The following is a 15462-nucleotide window of genomic DNA, read 5'->3' on the forward strand; positions in this document are numbered from 1 at the left end:
CTGATACGACTAATTGCTTGAATAATATCACACGAGGTAGTAATAAAAAGTAATAAAAAGCTCTTAAAGCAAGCTATTTTACTTGCTTTAAGATGTTGCAATGGAGGGGGGAATTATAAGGTGTGAAGAGCCCCTAGTGAGGGTGCTCTACGTTTTCTAGTACTTCACTGAATGAGTTAGCTATTGGTGTAATGTGTACAGGAATTTGTAGTGTTCTGGCAATTTGTCTTGCTGAAACTAACCCACATATTTCATTATTCGCTGTTGTTACCAATAAAAACATCACACCTTGATGCTCCATTGTTTGCAGTGCATCACCAATACATGCGTGGCTTAGGCTTTGCATGCTAACACCCATTAGCTGGCTTATTGGCGTCATAATATGACGTAAGCTCACTTCTTTATGTGGTGAGTTTAGGCGCTGTGCAATTATAGCTATTTTAGAGCTTTGCAAATCTGCACTTGAAACAATACCAATTAGCTTATTAGCATCATCAGTTACTAATATAAAATCAGATTTTTGAGTGCTTATTTGTTTAAGCGCTTCTTCAATCGTTGTTTCGTGTTGTGCACGAATAGGCGTTTTTTGAGTAAAGTTGTTTACCATTTTTAATGCCGGAGATGTTAAATCAATTAACGGTTGATCTTCAGCAAATGTGTTAGCAATAACGCCATGAGAAATGTTTTGAGCACGTAATTCTTTAAAGTTAGACATATTAGTCACCTATAATTATAAAATTTAATCAATGTTTAAAAATAATGAGTTAAATTAAATTACTAGGTGGTCCGCGCTGATAAGCAGTGCTAAAAGGTCTGGTTAAAATTAAACTAGTGTAAAAAGAGTTTGTGTCTTTAGGGAGTGGTTGAGGCGCCGTAAAGGAAATAACATTAACGTGAGAATCTACGTCAAAGTCTAGGTTAGCTTGGTCAGGAATATCACAAGCAATAAAATGATTTGAAACCGTTACATGGTCTAAATTACTTTCTTTGGCATTGGCGTGCAGGGTTAGACTTACACCCATTAAAAGTGCAAACAATACGGCATTACTTAATATGCGCTGTACTACGTTTGACATAACCATTACCTTAACTAATCTCAAACTAAAAAATTATAGCTGGAGTAAATTCACTTATAGCGTATTGTTTTAATTTACACAATAGAAAGTTAACATGATCTGAATCAAAACATGTTATTTATTTTTTTGGTAGTGAATGCTATTTATATACCACTCTTTTTTTCCTTGAGGTGTCATTACCTCAAACTCGTCATCAACCTGCTTTTTAATCAATGCACGCGCCATAGGTGAGTCGATAGAAATATAATCTTTACGATCGTAAATCTCATCGGGTCCCACTATTCTAAATTTTTTAGTTTCAGCTTCTTCATTTTCTATTTCTACCCAGGCGCCAAAAAATACTTTTCCGTCTTGCACTGGAGAGTAATCAATAATTTTTAAATCAGGGATTCGCTTACGCAAGTAGCGTACGCGACGATCTATTTGACGAAGTAATCGTTTATTGTACTGATAATCAGCGTTTTCAGAGCGATCTCCTAAGCTTGCTGCCCAACTCACTATTTTTGTAACTTCTGGACGTTTTACGTTCCATAATTGGTCGTGTTCTTGTTGCAGTTGTAAGTAGCCTTCGCGGGTAACTAAATTTGTTTTCACGGTATATTCTTCTCAAACTCTAATATTGGGCACGGTATTAAAATTAGTGAAACTTGTCGAGTTTAAAATTTATAGCGTGGTAATAAGTGTTTTTGAAATGTTCAGTAACAATCTAAGCGGGTAATTAGTTTTTGATTATTAAGTTTTTCATTTATATTAACTATTAACTGGATATAAAAATAAGAAATATAAAAATGGGACACGAAACCACAAAAGTATTAGTTGTTGATGACGATATGCGTTTACGCAGCTTGCTCGAGCGTTACTTAGTCGAGCAAGGTTTTATTGTTAGAACAGCAGGAAACTCGGAGCAAATGGATAGACTGCTTGAGCGTGAAAACTTTCATTTAATGGTTCTCGATTTAATGCTTCCTGGCGAAGATGGCTTGTCTATTTGTCGTAGGTTGCGCCAAAAAGAAAACGAAATCCCTATTGTTATGTTAACTGCAAAAGGCGATGAAGTAGACCGTATTATTGGTTTAGAGCTAGGTGCAGATGATTATATTCCTAAACCATTTAATCCTCGGGAGTTATTGGCTCGCATTAAAGCTATTTTACGCCGCCGCGCAAAAGAAGTGCCTGGTGCGCCAGCTGCTGAAGAAAACTTAATCGCTTTTGGTAAATTTACCCTTAACTTAGCAACACGTGAAATGAGTGAGGGTGAAAAAGTTATTTCACTGACTAGTGGGGAGTTTGCCGTACTTAAAGCACTTGTATCGCACCCTCGAGAGCCGCTTAGTCGCGACAAGTTAATGAATCTAGCGCGTGGTCGTGACTACAGTGCTCTTGAGCGAAGCATTGATGTACAAGTATCTCGATTACGCCGCATGATTGAAATAGATGCTGCTAATCCACGTTATATTCAAACCGTATGGGGTTTGGGTTATGTGTTTGTTCCTGACGGTGAAAAGTAACTTATATGGGATTTTTTCCGCGTAGTGCGTTTGGACAAACTGTTTTTTTGGTAGCTGCTTTATTACTTATAAATCAAATAGTGTCTTACGTTACAGTAAGCTTATACGTTGTAAAGCCGACTATTGAGCAAGTTAATTTAATGCTAGCTAAGCAAATAAAAACGGTATTTATTGACTGGGAAGATGGCGTAGAGATAAACGATGAGATTTCAGAAAAGTTTTTTGAAATAACAGGTATTGAAGTAATGACCCAGCGTGAAGCTATGCGTAGTGGGCTTGGGCAAACTCGTGAATACTCAGGATTATCGCGAAGTATGTCTGAGCAATTAGGTGGTTTTTCACGGGTACGTATTAGCCAAACAGGCCCGCTTATATATTGGGTAGAAGCACCACAAGCACCAGGTTATTGGGTAAAAGTACCGTTAACCGGCTTTAAAGAAAATAACTTAGAGTTTTTAACTTTTTACTTATCAAGTATCGGCTTTTTAAGTGTGCTGGGTGGGTGGTTATTTGCAAGGCATCTCAACAGACCATTAAAAGCGTTGCAACAAGCCGCAGTAAAAGTAGGTAAAGGTGACTTTACCACTAAGTTAGCAGAAGAAGGTTCAACAGAAGTAATTGCGGTAACACGTGCATTTAATCAAATGTCGCGCGGTATTGCGGCACTTGAAAATGACCGCCGTTTATTAATGGCTGGTGTGTCTCATGATTTACGTACACCGCTTACACGTATTCGTTTAGCTACCGAAATGATGGCTGATACAGATGACTACTTACGTGAAGGCATTATTTACGATATAGAAGACATGAACGGCATTATTGATCAGTTCATTGAGTATTTACGGCACCACAAGCGTGAAGAGGTAATTTGTGAGGATATAAACGGCTTAATAGCCGAAGTTGTAAACTCAGAGCTACAGCATCAGCGTTTAATTACTTTTAAGAGCAATCCAAACATTATTAATATTCCGCTAAGTATAGTGGCTATCAAGCGTGTTATAACGAATATGATAGGAAACGCGCGGCGTTATTCAGAGGGTGATATTGAAGTACTTAGTTACTACAACTCTAATAAAAAGTATGTGGTTGTTGAAGTAAAAGATAATGGCCCTGGCATTCCTGAGAGTGAATTAGAGTCTGTGTTTGAACCATTTAAGCAAGGTGATGCAGCGCGCGGCAGTGAAGGTAGTGGGTTAGGGCTCGCTATTATTAAACGCATTATTGATATGCACGATGGTAAAGTGAAACTTTCTAATCGACCGGAAGGCGGCTTAAGCGCAAAGGTTTATTTACCAATTAAAATTAGCAGTTAATATAAAAGCCATCGTTGACTAAATTTACGGATGGCTTTAACGTTTTATAAAATAAATATAATTTATATATTAAAGAGCTTTGAAGCGAATCGCGGTGCCGCCACTGGTGGCAAGCTTAAGCGTTAGTTTATCGCTTGCAGTTACAATACGCTTCTCAATAGTTAGATCGTATGGATTATTTTTCCATTCTGCATTTTTACCATCTTTATAAATTTGCGCTTCAAACTTCTTCTCTTGTTCTAAAAAGTCTAGTTTCACCTCAATAGCACGTGCTTTTTCGTCGGTAACTGCACCTAAGTACCAATCATTTCCTGTATATTTATTACTTTTACGCTCTTTGCGTGCAAATACAATAAAGTCGCCTACTTCGCCATCAAGAGCAATACTTTGCTGCCAATCTGTTGGTACGTCTTGAATGAATTGAAACGCATCGGGCTTAGCCAAATAGTTTTTAGGTAAGTCGGCAGCCATTTGAATTGGGCTATACAAAACAACATAAAGTGCGAGTTGTTTGGCGAGTGTGGTTTGTGGGCGGTTTGTATCGCCTCCTAAACCATTAAAGCTCATATCAAAAATACCTGGCGTAAAGTCCATTGGTCCTGCAAGCATGCGGGTAAAAGCAAGCATTGGTACATGCTCTGGTGGGTTAGGTGGTGAACCCCATGCATTGTATTCTTGTCCGCGTGCACCTTCGCGCGCAATCCAGTTTGGATAAGTACGGCGCAGGCCTGTATCTTTAATTGGCTCGTGAGTATTAATGCTAATTTTATGTTTAGCTGCAAGTTTTACGTTATAAAGGTATTCGTTAACCATAAACTGCCCGTCATGCCATTCGTGGCGAGCAATACCGTTTTTGTCTATACGTTTTATATTTCCGCCATCGGCTACATAACCTGTTTTTACTTGGCTTACGTTTGATTTTTCGTAAAGAGCAAAAGCACCTTCCATTTGGTCACGGTAGTTGCTTACATTACCTGATGTTTCGTGATGACCAATGAGTTGTACGCCTTTTTCTTTGCCGTATTGAGTAAGCGCTGCTATATCAAAGTCGTCGTACGGTTTGGTAAAGTTAAATACATCGCCATTAAAATACCAATCGCCATCCCAGCCAATATTCCAGCCTTCAACGAGTACGCCATCAAAACCATACTGCGCTGCAAAATCCATATAGTATTTTGTGGTTTGCGTAGTGGCGCCGTGTTTTTTACCGCTACCCCAAGTTTGCGTGTTTATATGCATACCCCACCAAATACCCACGTATTTGCCAGGCTTAACCCACGACACGTCACCGAGTTCATTAGGCTCGTTTAGGTTTAGTATTATATCTGAATTAACTAAGCCAACAGCGCTGTCGGCTATTTGAATGGTGCGCCATGGTGTTTTAAAAGCACCTTGTTTTTTAACGGCAACACCATCTGACCACGGCGTTAAATCGGCAGTGAACGTACCAGAGCGACGCTGATTTAGCACCATGCCTGCGTAATCAACAAGTGCGGCTTCATGAATACTAATATGAGTACCGTCACTTGTTTTAAACGTAAATGGTGTGTGAGCTAGTGAAGCTTCGTTAAGTGGAGTGGTGTTGTAAACATATTCGTAGCGGTTCCAGCCACGAGCAGGTATCCACCATGCTGTTGCATTATGGCTATTGTTTATTGCAAATTCAGTCAACTCTTTGGTTATTTCTGTATGTTCGAACCCGGCTTGTTGTGGTACTTCGTACCTAAAACCTACACCACTATCAAATGCTTTAAATCGAATTGTGTAGGTGCCTTTATTTGGCTCGTTTTTTGTAAAGGTAACGGCTACTTCGTTATATTCGTCAACAACGTTTTGGCGCTCGCCCCAGGGTTGTTGCCACTGTGTATTAACGCTTTGTTGTTCAATGCTTTTAATTTTAAAACCGTCGCTAAAAGCCGCTTGTGTTTTAAATTCAAACCCCAGTAAAGATTTGTTTATAACCGCTTTGTTTTTAAATTTTATTGCGTAGCTAGGCGTGTTGGTTTCGTCAGAGATGCTTACTGTTATTTGTGTGTCTGGCGATTTTAGCTCTACGGTTTGTCCGTAGCTATTACTAGCAAAGGCTAAAAGCACAAGTGCTGGTATTCTCATGGTGTGTCCTTAGATGAGTCGGTGGTGACATCTAAGGATAATGACTGTTGATGATTAATACGACTGCTTACATACGTATTCAATGTTTTAAAAAATAGAAAGAATTTGGTGGCTTAATCGGTCTATAATGTAAATAAATTGATAATAGCGACAAGAAAATGATAAAAAGCTTACTTTATGTATTTTTACTAAGTGTTAGTACTGGAGTTTTTGCAGCAAATATTACAATTAAAAATGCTAATAATGACCCATTACCTAATGCTGTTGTATGGCTAACTGCAGGAGACCCCTCTAGCGTTATTCCTCCTGAAGCACCTTATGCGATGACCCAGCAAAATCGAGAATTTAAGCCACGTATTTTAGTTGTCCCACAAAATGCAAAGGTAGAGTTTCCGAATGCGGACTCAATCATGCATCATGTTTATTCATTTTCTAAAGCCAAAACGTTCGAATTAAAGCTATATAAGGAGCACCCAAAAGCGCCCATTACTTTTGATCAAACGGGTGTTGTTGAGCTTGGCTGTAATATTCATGATTGGATGTTAGGTTATATAGTGGTGGTTGATAGCACTATTTTTGCGATTACAGATGAAGCCGGAAAAGTTGATTTAACAGCGATGGCAGGCGAGTACACACTTAGCGTATGGCACTCAGGGTTTGGTGATATAAGTAATGTTGAATCTGAAGTGGTATCTGTAAGCTCAAAACCGCTTACCTACAAAATTAAGCAAACTATAACCGAGCAAATTGATTTTGCTACGGATGAATTTGATGACTATTAATAACTTGCTAAAGCTGACTTTTTTAAGTTGTATTGTACTTTTTAGTAATACGCTGAGCGCACAAGTAAGAGGTTTATTGCAAGTTAGGGCTGTACAAGGTGATGACATACTGAGCTGGCAAGAAGGTGGCGTTGGACTGTATCGGCATGATAGTAAAAGCGATGAGCTTATTTTATCGCAAGGTATTTTAGATTTTAATATAGATTTAGCATCTAGCTGGTCGGCTCATGGGGTGTTAAACCTTAATCAGGATCCTGATGTTGGCTTAGGTTTTACGCAAGCTTATGTAAAGTATCAACCGCTATCTAATAGCGACTATAAATGGCATGTGCGCGTAGGGGGCTTTTACCCACTTATGTCTTTAGAAAATCCAGACATAGGTTGGACTTCTCCTTATAACTATACAAACTCAGCAATTAATAGCTGGATTGGAGAGGAGTTACGTACTGTTGGCGCTGAAGTAACTATTAAGCGCCCAGCTAAACGTTTCAACAGCGCACATAGCTTTAGCTTTGTAGGGGCTATATTTAAAGGCAATGACCCTGCGGGTACCTTACTCGCGTGGCGTGGTTTTGCATTACACGATAGGCAAACAACATTTAACGAAGGTGTTAAATTTGCACCTGTCGCGTCATTAAATGAATACGCGCTACGCTGGCAAGCTAATCAAGTTTTACCGTTTGAAGAAGTCGACGGTCGCTTTGGTTATTATGCCGGTGTGCATTGGGATTATTTAAAAAAGTCACAATTTCGAATTTATTATTACAACAACAATGGCGACCCAACTAAGCTTAATATTAGTTCGGGGCAGTATGCATGGGATACCCGTTTTACTAGTGCTGCTTGGTTATATAAGTTTAATAAAAAAACACGCTTTATAGCACAAGTGTTAAATGGTAAAACCGAGATGGGTGATAATAAACTAATAGATAATACATTTTATAGTCACTATTTAATGCTGAGCCATAAAGAAGGTAAAAACAGAGTTTCGTTACGTTACGACTATTTTGAAGTAACCGATAACGACATTACTCCATATGACCCTAATACTAGCCATGGCGAGGGGATAACGGCCACGTGGCGTTACAATATTAATAAAAAGGTTCAGGTAGGAGTTGAAGCTTCTGCGCTTAAAAGCTTTGCTGAAAATAGAGCCGCAATAGGTTTTAATCAACGTACTTCGCAACAACAAGTAATGATAAACGCTCAGTGGCGTTTTTAAAGTATAAAAAAGGGAGCGTTTAAACGCTCCCTTTTTAGTTTTACAAATTATGTAAATTACTTTTTATCGAATGCGCGTTTCATATAGTTAGGTGTAGCGAGTGCACCATGGTGAATACCGTTGTTGTAGTATTCGCTATGCTGCGCAATATTTGCAGCTGCATCTTCTCTAAAACCGTCAAATGCTTGTGATTTACGCGCAAGTGTTACCGACCATAAACCGCTTGGGTAAATTGGCTGCGGGAATGGCAGTGTTTGTAAATCGTTAAAGCCTACGCTTAACATAGCTTCGCGCATATCAACTAATAATGGCATATGCATAAGTGGCGATTCACTTTGCTGTACTAAAATACCACCTGGGCGCAGTGCATCTAAACAGCTAGTGTAAAACGCATGGTTAAATAAACCTTCCCCAGGACCTACTGGATCTGTGCCATCAACAATAACAACGTCAATAGATTCGCCAGCTGCTTCGCGCATGTATTTAATGCCATCGTCAAACATAACCGTTGCACGAGGATCGTTATTAGATTCGCAAAGTTCTGGAAAGTATTTTAACGACATTTGCGTTACTACTTCGTCTATATCTATTTGCGTTACAGTTTCTACGTCTGGGTGTTTTAACACTTCGCGTAGAGTACCGCAGTCGCCGCCGCCAATAATAACCACGTTTTTAGGGTTTGGATGCGCTAAAAGTGCAGGATGGCTGATCATCTCATGATAAAAGAAGTTTTCACGGGTTGTTACCATAGTACACCCGTCGATGATCATTAAATTACCAAAGTCTGTGGTTTCAAACATTTCTACCTTTTGAAAAGGAGATTGTTTTTCATCTAACTTTTTATTAATACGTAATGAAAATGCGCTGCCATCGCGGTCGCTAATTTCAGTAAACCACTTACTTTGATCTAAATTTGCCATAGTTACTATTACACTTTTTAGGTTGAGTATGAAAAAGGGGCAATTTTGCCAGTGCTTGGCGTATTGCTCAATGACATTTTAACTGATTTGACGAATAAAGTTAGTTAGGAGTGAGTGAAAGTTCAATTTTTGTTAGCCTAGTGGATAGTGACGTATTAAAATGCGCCTTTATACCTAATTGACTAAAGAAGAGTTGCCATGACCTGGGGTTTAGAAACAGCACGCGCTACTTATAACGTTGCTCATTGGAGCGATGGTTATTTTGATATTAACGCACAAGGCGAACTGGTGGCTTACCCAGATGGCGACCAAACAAAAGCCGCAATTTCTTTAACGCAATTAACTGAGCAGTTTAAACAACAAGGTTTAACGTTGCCGGTTTTAGTGCGCTTTACCGATATTTTAAAAAATCGTGTAGACACGCTTACTAATGCATTTACTCAAGCACGAGCAAATCGTGAATATAACGGTAAATACACCTGTGTTTATCCAATTAAAGTAAATCAGCAGCGCTCTGTTGTGAGTAAATTATTAGCGCATCCAAGTGGGCTTGTAGGCTTAGAAGCCGGCTCAAAGCCAGAGCTTATGGCTATTTTGGGTGTAGCAAAAGAGCCAATCACTATTGTGTGTAACGGCTATAAAGACAGTGAGTTTTTACGCTTAGCATGTATTGGTCAAGCAATGGGGCACAGTGTAAAAATTGTTGTAGAAAAGCTTTCAGAACTTACCACGCTACTCGAAGAAATCGACAACCTAGGTATTGAGCCAGCTATTGGTATTCGCATTCGCTTAAACTCAGTGGGCAAAGGCAAGTGGCAAAACACGGGTGGCGAAAAAGGCAAGTTTGGTTTAACTGCAGGGCAAGTGCTTAGCGCAGTTGAAGTACTTAAAAAGCATAATAAATTGCACTTAATGCAAATGGTACATTTTCATATTGGTTCTCAAATTGCCAACATTCGTGATATTCACCGTGCTTTGCGTGAATGTGCGCGTCACTTTGCTGAGCTTACTCAATTAGGTGTGCCACTTAACACCGTTGATGTTGGCGGTGGTTTAGGCGTTGATTATGAGGGCTCAGGCTCACGTAGTGCGTGTTCAATGAATTACACCGTTGAAGAATATGCGCGTAATGTAGTAAATGCATTTGCAGAAGTGTGCGATCAACATAACCTTACGCATCCGGCTATTATTACTGAATCTGGACGTGCTTTAACCGCGCATCATGCGGTATTAATTACGGATGTTATTGATGTAGAAAAAGCGCCTAATCATTTAAACCCAGAAGCGCCTGTTAAAAACAGTGCATTAGTACTTGATGAAATGTGGCAATGTTTGCAGCGTTTAAATCCGCGTATGGCATTAGAGATTTATCATGATGCTATGCACTTATTTAGCGAAGCGCACGATCAGTACGTGCATGGCTTAGTAAGCATGTTAGAGTGGGCGAAAATAGAGCAGCTTTACTTTACTATTTTACACCGCGTACGTGCATCACTTAGTAATAACGCACGTGCTCACCGTGAAGTACTAGACGATTTAAACGAAAAGCTTGCCGATAAACTCTTTGTTAATTTTTCATTATTTCAGTCGCTGCCTGATGTGTGGGGGATTCAGCAGTTATTTCCTGTTATGCCAATCGAAAACTTAACTCAGCCACTTACTCAGCGCGCGATTATTCAAGATATTACCTGCGATTCTGACGGGCAAATTCGTGAATACGTTGAAGGTGCTGGTATCGAAACTAGCTTACCGATTCCTGAGTATAAACATGGTGAGCAATATCATATTGCCATGTTTATGGTTGGTGCATACCAAGAAATTTTGGGTGATTTACATAACCTATTTGGTGACACCGATTCAGTACATGTAGAGCTTAACGACGATGGTTATGTGTTAACCAATGCTATAAAAGGTGATAGCGTTAAGGATGTATTAAAGTTTGTTGACTATGATAGCGACATTTTAGCGGACAACTTTGCACATCAAATTAATAAACTTGATGTATCTGCACAATGTAAAGAAGGCTATTTAGCTGAGCTTAATGCAGGGCTAGAAGGCTACACCTATTTTGAAGATTAATGGTGTCATCATTAATTATTCTTAATTTAGGTTAATTACGTCACTAAGTATAAGAAAAGCGCAGTAATAGATTACTGCGTTATGTTTAAAGGAAAAGAAGTAATGTCAGTTATCCGCAGTGTATTTAGTATTATTTTTTACACAATAAATACTCTTTTTTGGTTTGTGCCCATTTTCATTTGCGGGCTTATAAAGCTTATTCCTATTAAGCCGCTACAAAAGCTGATGAGCTGGGCGGCCAAGCAATTTGCAACTATTTGGGTTACTTTTAATAGCTTAAACCAAAAGTTATTTACTCCAACTAAACTAAATGTAACAGGGCTTGAAGATCTTAAATTAAAAGATTGGTACTTGGTTATTGCAAATCATCAAAGCTGGGTAGATATTTTAGTGTTACAGCGCGTATTTAATCGCAAAATTCCATTCTTAAATTTTTTTTTAAAGAAAGAGCTTATCTACGTGCCAATTTTAGGTTTATGTTGGTGGGCGCTTGATTTCCCATTTATGACCCGCACTAGCAAAAGCCAGTTAAAAAAGAACCCAAAACTCCGTGGTAAAGATTTAGAAACAACGCGTAAAGCGTGTGAAAAATTTAAAGAAATGCCGGTAAGTGTGGTTAATTTTGTTGAAGGTACTCGTTTTACTGCGCAAAAACATGAGCGTCAAAGCAGTCCGTTCCCACATTTATTAAAACCAAAGGCGGGCGGTATCGCTTTTGTTATGCAAGCAATGGGCGAGCAAATTACTAAAGTAGTTAATGTAACCATTCATTACCCTGATGGCATTCCTACGTTTATGGATTTTGCTGGTGGTAAGGTAAAGAATATTAATATACACGTTGAAGTAAGGCCTGTAAGCGAAGAGCTAATTGGTGATTACACGGGTGATTCTGATTTTAGAATACGCTTTCAAAGCGAGTTAAACCGTTTATGGGAAAACAAAGAGCTAACGTTACAAGAGCTTGAGAATAACCATAAATAAAAAGTAATAAACGAATTACTGATACATACTTTAAGTGAATTAAAGTATGTATCGCTTATTGACTGCGATATATGGGTATTTCGTTTATAAAACGATTAATTAAAACGGTAAAGCATTTAGGCATTATTTTCAAAACATATGAGTGAGTTGTAAGTTACTAAAATATACAACTCACCAATATTTATAAACAGCATCCCACACATGAACCTAAAATCAGTAAGGAAATTGAATTTCTATGACCAATACACACTTGCAAGAGCTAATTGCTCCTTGGTTTGAAAAAGTACCCGACGCGGATTTTCTTAGCTCTATTACTGCAGTAGCAATTGGGGTCGTGTCGTTATTAGTACTGTATTTATTTACTCGTCGTTTAATGTTGCCTGGCATTCAAAAAATAGTGACGAAGCTTTCTCCTGAGCGTATTGGCGCGCTTTCTCCTATGCTTAATAAGCTAAACAAACGTATTGCAGGAATGCTGTGTTGTGTATTGTTTTTAGCTACATTTGATAGCGTATACCCAGTTAATGAAATTGCAGGAGAAATACTAAAAACGATAGGGCAAGCTTTACTCATTATTTATGTCGGTTTTATTTTTAGTAGTATTGTGAGTATTGCGGGCACTATTTATAATCAATTAGAGTTTGCACGTGAAGTTCCTATTCAGGGCTTAATTCAGGTTGTTAAGCTAGTCACCTTTATAGTGTGTGCTATTTTAATAGTTAGTATTTTCCTTGAAAAGTCACCTACTTATATACTCTCTGGTTTTGGTGCGATTGCTGCGGTTACGTTATTAGTATTTAAAGACACTATTTTAGGTTTTGTAGCGAGTATTCAAATAGCAGCAAATCGCTTAGTAACCTATGGTGATTGGATTCAAGTAGAAAATTACGGCGCTGATGGCGAAGTAATTGATTTGGGTTTAAACACGGTAAAGGTACGTAACTGGGATAACACTATAACCACTATTCCCACTTATATGTTAGTAGCGGGCTCGTTTAAAAATTGGCGCGGGATGCAAGAGTCGGGCGGTAGGCGTATTAAGCGGTCGCTTAATATAGATATGCACAGTATTTGTTTGGTGAGTGACGAATTTAGAAAACAAATTGATGCAGCTATTCCGTTGCATGACTACATTCGAGTGACGACATTACCTGCTCAGGTTTCTAATTTAGGGCTGTTTCGCCGTTATGCGGAAGGCTATTTAAAACAGCACAGTAAAATTAATACGTCGCTTACGTTAATGGTACGAGAGCTGCAACCACTAAACCATGGTTTGCCTATTGAGTTTTATTGCTTTAGTGAAGATAAACGCTGGATTTCGTACGAGCACTTACAGGCCGAGATAATGGACCATTTGCTTGCGGTGTTACCGGTGTTTGGTCTTAGGGCATATCAAAGTGTAAGCGGGCAATTAAGCCCACCGAGTGAGCAACAGACAGATAAGCCAACATTTAGAGTGATGGCAAGTAGTGTTGCAAAAGACCCACAGCAATAAATAAAGCTAAGAGCCACCAAATAGGTGGCTTTTTAAATCGCAGCCATGTAAATGCAATTATTACTAACGCAACTTGCCAAAGATTATGCACCGCTGATGTCCAAATTGGCGAATACAGCGCAGCCGCTAAAAAACCAACTACTACTGCATTAAGTGCAGCTATTGAACTTGCAAAGCGTGGTTTGTTTGCCAAGTTAATCCAACTCTTCTGAAACGCCAGTATAAGTAAAAAACCAGGCATAAATATAAGCAGTGTAGCTATAAAAGCACCTACTAATGGTTGCTCAGTGGTAAGTTGTGCGCCTAAGTAAGTAGCAATAGTAAACATAGGTCCTGGCACTGCCTGTGCACTGGCGTAAGCACTTAAAAATTGATCGTCACTCAATGCTGGTACGCCGGCTTGAAGTACTGGTAGTACTACGTGACCACCACCAAACACCATTGCACCTGCTTGGTAAAAAGGCGCAAATAAAGCAAACTCTTGACCAAGCGGAATAAAGCTAACACCAAGTAGAAGCGCAAATAACCCCAGAGCAATCCAGTTAATATTACTTTTTTTGCTACTAATATCTTCCGTGGCTGTACCAAGTTTTAATAAAGGCCATATAGCACCTATTGCTGCAGCAATTATTAAAATAGCGATTTGAGTGCCTAGCATTGGTAATAACACCAAAGCAAGTGTACTCATTACAGCAAGTAGCTTAAGTGCGGTACTTGTACAAAAGCTTTTAGCCATACTAAGCGTTGCATCAGCAACTATAACAACGGCAAATAACTTTAAGCCTGCAATAATAGCAAAGTAAATAGCGTCAAATTGATGAGCACTAACCGCAAGTAGCACCATTATTAAAAACGAAGGCAGAGTAAAGCCTACAAATGCAGCTATACCGCCCAGTACACCAGCACGCTCAACGCCAATTGCAAAACTAACTTGGCTAGAGCCAGGACCTGGTATAGCTTGGCTTAAACTAATAAGTTGTGCGTACCGAGTATTAGTAAGCCAATTTAATGAATCTACAAAGTGGCGTTTAAAGTAGCCTAAATGTGCAGCAGGGCCACCAAAGCTCATACACCCTAGTAAAAAAAACTGTCTAAAAATAGCAATTAACATTGCGCCAATATCCTTTGTAAAGTTCATTAAATTGTCACAGGGGAGTATGACATTTTTATTAAAACGACACATTAGTTTAGGGTATGCTTAACTATCGAGCTAGATGCGTTGCTTTTAACACTCTCTTCATAGTTTGTTCATACATGTATTTGCATACTCTTGCTAAATTCTTAATGAATAGGTATCACCATGACTTTAACTAAATCACTTTTAAGCGTAACCGTAGTAGCTTTGTTGCTTTCTGGTTGCGAAATGAATAACACAGGTAAAGGTGCCGCTATTGGCGCTGCAGCCGGAGGTGTATTAGGTAAGGCTACGGGTAATCATAAAGATAAACGTATTTTTATTGGTGCAGCTATTGGTGCACTTGCTGGCGCAGCTGTTGGCGACTACATGGATAAGCAAGAAGAAGCATTTCGTGATGAGCTAGCAGGTTCGGGTGTTGAAGTAGTACGAGAGGGTGATAACTTACGTTTAGTTATGCCATCAAACATTACTTTTGCAACGGATCAGTCTTATATTTCATCAGGCTTTAACGATACGTTAAACGCGATTGCTAAAGTAATGAACAAGTACGAAAAAACCTACCTTAGTGTAGAAGGGCATACCGATAGTACAGGTAAAGATAGCTACAACATGAACCTATCGCGTGAGCGTGCACAAAGTGTGAAAGACTACTTAGTGAACCAGCAAATTATGGCTACACGAGTTAGTACTATGGGTTATGGCGAAACACGCCCAATTGCGACTAACGATAGTGCAAATGGTCGTGCTCAAAACCGTCGTGTAGAAATTCAAATAGTGCCAAATACCGAAGGTTAGGGTTCTTGAACCTTGCAAATTTAACCTTGAAAGGTCAACAA

Annotated in this window: 14 protein-coding genes; 8 read left to right on the forward strand and 6 right to left on the reverse strand. The window is 39.0% G+C overall.

Annotated features, from left to right (window positions below; translation table 11 throughout):
- Positions 1-133: 133 nt before the first annotated feature.
- From I6F65_RS08015 to greB, 3 genes are all read right to left on the reverse strand, one after another.
- Positions 134-715: a CBS domain-containing protein gene (locus tag I6F65_RS08015; RefSeq protein WP_024610282.1), complete on the reverse strand. Its 582-nt coding sequence runs from the start codon at positions 713-715 to the stop codon at positions 134-136.
- A 49-nt stretch (positions 716-764) separates the two neighbouring features.
- The gene (locus I6F65_RS08020; RefSeq protein WP_024610281.1) at positions 765-1076 is read right to left on the reverse strand and encodes a hypothetical protein; all 312 of its coding nucleotides are present in this window, start codon (positions 1074-1076) and stop codon (positions 765-767) included.
- Positions 1077-1190: 114 nt separating this feature from the next.
- Complete coding sequence (gene greB, locus I6F65_RS08025; RefSeq protein ID WP_024610280.1) at positions 1191-1670, reverse strand: transcription elongation factor GreB; 480 nt, start codon at positions 1668-1670, stop codon at positions 1191-1193.
- A gap of 194 nt (positions 1671-1864) precedes the next feature.
- Here greB and ompR point away from each other — a divergent pair, with 194 nt between their 5' ends.
- Positions 1865-2584: a two-component system response regulator OmpR gene (gene ompR / locus I6F65_RS08030; RefSeq protein WP_024610279.1), complete on the forward strand. Its 720-nt coding sequence runs from the start codon at positions 1865-1867 to the stop codon at positions 2582-2584.
- Between the two features lie 5 nt (positions 2585-2589).
- Positions 2590-3897, forward strand: a complete 1308-nt coding sequence (gene envZ / locus I6F65_RS08035) for a two-component system sensor histidine kinase EnvZ (protein WP_197112348.1) — start codon at positions 2590-2592, stop codon at positions 3895-3897.
- A 69-nt stretch (positions 3898-3966) separates the two neighbouring features.
- On the opposite strand, the gene I6F65_RS08040 is transcribed toward envZ, so the two are convergent.
- Positions 3967-6009, reverse strand: coding sequence for a glycoside hydrolase family 97 protein (locus I6F65_RS08040; protein ID WP_197112350.1), 2043 nt, complete (start codon positions 6007-6009; stop codon positions 3967-3969).
- A 158-nt stretch (positions 6010-6167) separates the two neighbouring features.
- Between I6F65_RS08040 and I6F65_RS08045 the strand changes: the two genes are divergently transcribed.
- Both I6F65_RS08045 and I6F65_RS08050 read left to right on the forward strand, forming a co-directional pair.
- Entirely contained in the window at positions 6168-6791 is a 624-nt protein-coding gene (locus tag I6F65_RS08045) for a plastocyanin (protein ID WP_024610277.1), read from the forward strand.
- Positions 6781-8013, forward strand: coding sequence for a hypothetical protein (locus I6F65_RS08050; RefSeq protein WP_197112352.1), 1233 nt, complete (start codon positions 6781-6783; stop codon positions 8011-8013). The genes I6F65_RS08045 and I6F65_RS08050 overlap by 11 nt, the downstream gene beginning before the upstream one ends.
- A 56-nt stretch (positions 8014-8069) precedes the next feature.
- Here I6F65_RS08050 and speE read toward each other — a convergent pair whose 3' ends face one another.
- The gene (gene speE, locus I6F65_RS08055; RefSeq protein ID WP_197112354.1) at positions 8070-8933 is read right to left on the reverse strand and encodes a polyamine aminopropyltransferase; all 864 of its coding nucleotides are present in this window, start codon (positions 8931-8933) and stop codon (positions 8070-8072) included.
- Between the two features lie 198 nt (positions 8934-9131).
- Here speE and speA point away from each other — a divergent pair, with 198 nt between their 5' ends.
- The 3 genes from speA (at position 9132) to I6F65_RS08070 (ending at position 13488) form a co-directional block, all read left to right on the forward strand.
- A complete protein-coding gene (gene speA / locus I6F65_RS08060; protein ID WP_024610274.1) occupies positions 9132-11012 on the forward strand; it encodes a biosynthetic arginine decarboxylase in 1881 nt (626 codons plus the stop codon).
- Between the two features lie 102 nt (positions 11013-11114).
- Positions 11115-11993: an acyltransferase gene (locus I6F65_RS08065; protein ID WP_166111276.1), complete on the forward strand. Its 879-nt coding sequence runs from the start codon at positions 11115-11117 to the stop codon at positions 11991-11993.
- A 235-nt stretch (positions 11994-12228) separates the two neighbouring features.
- A complete protein-coding gene (locus I6F65_RS08070; protein ID WP_166111273.1) occupies positions 12229-13488 on the forward strand; it encodes a mechanosensitive ion channel family protein in 1260 nt (419 codons plus the stop codon).
- Here I6F65_RS08070 and chrA read toward each other — a convergent pair.
- The gene (gene chrA / locus I6F65_RS08075) at positions 13445-14599 is read right to left on the reverse strand and encodes a chromate efflux transporter (protein WP_197112380.1); all 1155 of its coding nucleotides are present in this window, start codon (positions 14597-14599) and stop codon (positions 13445-13447) included. The two genes, I6F65_RS08070 and chrA, sit on opposite strands and share 44 nt — an antisense overlap.
- 189 nt (positions 14600-14788) lie before the next feature.
- Between chrA and I6F65_RS08080 the strand changes: the two genes are divergently transcribed.
- A complete protein-coding gene (locus tag I6F65_RS08080) occupies positions 14789-15421 on the forward strand; it encodes an OmpA family protein (RefSeq protein WP_024610270.1) in 633 nt (210 codons plus the stop codon).
- The last annotated feature ends 41 nt before the right edge of the window (positions 15422-15462 follow it).

The sequence above is a fragment of the Pseudoalteromonas sp. SWXJZ94C genome, from assembly GCF_015864385.1.
Classification (GTDB): domain Bacteria; phylum Pseudomonadota; class Gammaproteobacteria; order Enterobacterales; family Alteromonadaceae; genus Pseudoalteromonas.

Coding starts and splice junctions, on each gene's coding strand:
- I6F65_RS08050 (WP_197112352.1), top strand. CDS start 6,781: ATGACTATTAATAACTTGCTAAAGCTGACTTTTTTAAGTTGTATTGTA.
- I6F65_RS08065 (WP_166111276.1), top strand. CDS start 11,115: ATGTCAGTTATCCGCAGTGTATTTAGTATTATTTTTTACACAATAAAT.
- chrA (WP_197112380.1), bottom strand. CDS start 14,599: ATGTTAATTGCTATTTTTAGACAGTTTTTTTTACTAGGGTGTATGAGC.
- envZ (WP_197112348.1), top strand. CDS start 2,590: ATGGGATTTTTTCCGCGTAGTGCGTTTGGACAAACTGTTTTTTTGGTA.
- I6F65_RS08080 (WP_024610270.1), top strand. CDS start 14,789: ATGACTTTAACTAAATCACTTTTAAGCGTAACCGTAGTAGCTTTGTTG.
- ompR (WP_024610279.1), top strand. CDS start 1,865: ATGGGACACGAAACCACAAAAGTATTAGTTGTTGATGACGATATGCGT.
- I6F65_RS08070 (WP_166111273.1), top strand. CDS start 12,229: ATGACCAATACACACTTGCAAGAGCTAATTGCTCCTTGGTTTGAAAAA.
- I6F65_RS08015 (WP_024610282.1), bottom strand. CDS start 715: ATGTCTAACTTTAAAGAATTACGTGCTCAAAACATTTCTCATGGCGTT.
- I6F65_RS08045 (WP_024610277.1), top strand. CDS start 6,168: ATGATAAAAAGCTTACTTTATGTATTTTTACTAAGTGTTAGTACTGGA.
- speA (WP_024610274.1), top strand. CDS start 9,132: ATGACCTGGGGTTTAGAAACAGCACGCGCTACTTATAACGTTGCTCAT.
- I6F65_RS08040 (WP_197112350.1), bottom strand. CDS start 6,009: ATGAGAATACCAGCACTTGTGCTTTTAGCCTTTGCTAGTAATAGCTAC.
- I6F65_RS08020 (WP_024610281.1), bottom strand. CDS start 1,076: ATGTCAAACGTAGTACAGCGCATATTAAGTAATGCCGTATTGTTTGCA.
- speE (WP_197112354.1), bottom strand. CDS start 8,933: ATGGCAAATTTAGATCAAAGTAAGTGGTTTACTGAAATTAGCGACCGC.